This window comes from Xanthomonas sp. SHU 308 (genome assembly GCF_000364645.1).
In the GTDB taxonomy this organism is placed as follows: Bacteria; Pseudomonadota; Gammaproteobacteria; order Xanthomonadales; family Xanthomonadaceae; genus Xanthomonas_A; species Xanthomonas_A sontii.
The window spans coordinates 1-1,669 of record NZ_AQOK01000732.1; the positions used below are offsets into that span (position 1 = coordinate 1).

The 1,669-nt window shown below is 73.8% G+C and carries 1 protein-coding gene and 1 pseudogene; both read right to left on the minus strand.

Features of this window, described 5'->3' with window-relative positions; genetic code table 11:
• Positions 1-494: pseudogene (locus tag D588_RS25550) on the minus strand (exodeoxyribonuclease V subunit alpha); the annotation flags it as partial.
• Positions 495-612: 118 nt separating this feature from the next.
• On the minus strand, positions 613-1,669 hold a 1,057-nt coding region (locus tag D588_RS25555), incomplete at its 5' end, for a PD-(D/E)XK nuclease family protein (RefSeq protein ID WP_017917192.1).

A 1,669-nucleotide genomic window follows, 5' to 3' on the forward strand; every position in this document is an offset into this window, starting at 1 on the left:
GCCCTGCGGGCACCCTCTCCCGGGGGGAGAGGGAAGAGCTGGGCGAACAGGGGTGCGAGCGCGGCGAGGTCGTTGTGCGGCAGCGGCTGTGCGGCGAGGCGGCGCAGGCCCAGGGCCAGGCGTCGTTCGTATTCGCGGTAGCGGCGCAGGTAGAGCAGGCCGTGTTCGAGTACGAGTGGGCAGTCGGGGCTGGCCGGGTCTTCGGCAGCGGGCTGTGCGACCCAGCGTGAGGCGGCCAGGGCGCGGGTCCAGTCGTCTGCGGTGGGCAGCGTGGGAGCGGCGCCGTCGCGGCTGTCGAGCAGGAGGCTGGCGCGTGCCGGGTCGAGGCCGGCGTGGCCGCTGGCCACTGCCAGCGAGGCCAGGGCGGCGCCGGCCAGGACCAGGTCGGGGGTGTTCGGATCGAGGCGGGACAGGCTGTGGGCGAAGGCGTGGTCCAGCGTGCGCAGGGTGCCGGTGCGGTAGAGGGTGGTGAGGAGGTTGGTGGGTTGGCTCACGGGGCGGCTCCGTGGGCGGACGTACCCTCACCCCAACCCCTCTCCCGGAGGGAGAGGGGCTTGAGCGGGCGCGGGGTGCCGGGGCGGTGGAGGGCGGCCAGAATGTGGGTGGGTTGGCTCACGGGGTGGGGGCTCCGTGGGCGGGCGGACCCTCACCCCAACCCCTCTCTCCCACGGGGACTTCCTGCGGTCGCCGGGGGGAGAGGGGCTCGAGCGGGGCGCCGGCGAAGAGGGTGTCGACGCCTTCGATCAGGCCCGGGTCGAAGCGCCAGGCGTGCACGCCCGGCGACGGGTCGCGGGAAGCGTCCAGGCCGCGGCAGAACAGGTAGCGCACGCCGCCGAAGTCGCGGGCGTAGTCGTAGGCACCGCCCAGGCGGAAGCGCAGCCAGCGGTGCAGGGCCACGGTGTAGATCAGCGCCTGCAGGGTGTATTCGCTGTGCGCCATCGCCCGCGCCAGGGCGTCGGGGTCGTAGGCCGGCAGGCGGTTGGACTTGTAGTCGAGCACGTACCAGCGGCCGTCGTGCTGGTAGGTGAGGTCGATCAGGCCGGTCATCAGTCCCTCCAGGCGCTGCCGCGCGCCGAACGCCTGGCGCTCGCCGGCCACGCCGTAGCGGTGCAGCAGCGCCAGCAGCGCGTCCACACGCGTCGGGCGCATGGCGAAGTGGAATTCCATTTCGTTGCGCCGCTGCTCGTCCGGCACCGCAGCCAGGCAGGTGCCTTCGGGCAGGGCGACGGTGAGGGTGTTGCCGACGAGGGCGGTGAGCATGGCGGTGCCGTCTTCCAGTTCGTCCTCGGCATAGCCGCCGCGTTGCAGCGCTTCGACGATGGCGGTGGCCTGCCCCGCTGGCGCCGGCTGGCCCGGGTGCCAGTCGCGCCAGGCGGCGAAGTCGCAGCGCTCGAACACGTCGTGCATGGCCACGCCGAAGCGGTTGCCGACGAAGCGACGGTCGACCATGTCCACTTCCACCGCGGCACTGACCGGCTCGCTGGCGGCGGGTTCGTCGCTGCCGCCGCTGCTGGGCACGGTGGCGCTGGCCATCGGGTCGCTGCCGGCGTCGGCATTGGCGAGCTGGGTGAAGCTGTACACCCACCACTCCGGCAGCACGCGCCGCTGTGGCACGCGTGCCGGCGGCACCGGCGGCGCCGGCTCGGGCGGCAGGCGCGGCAACTGGGCC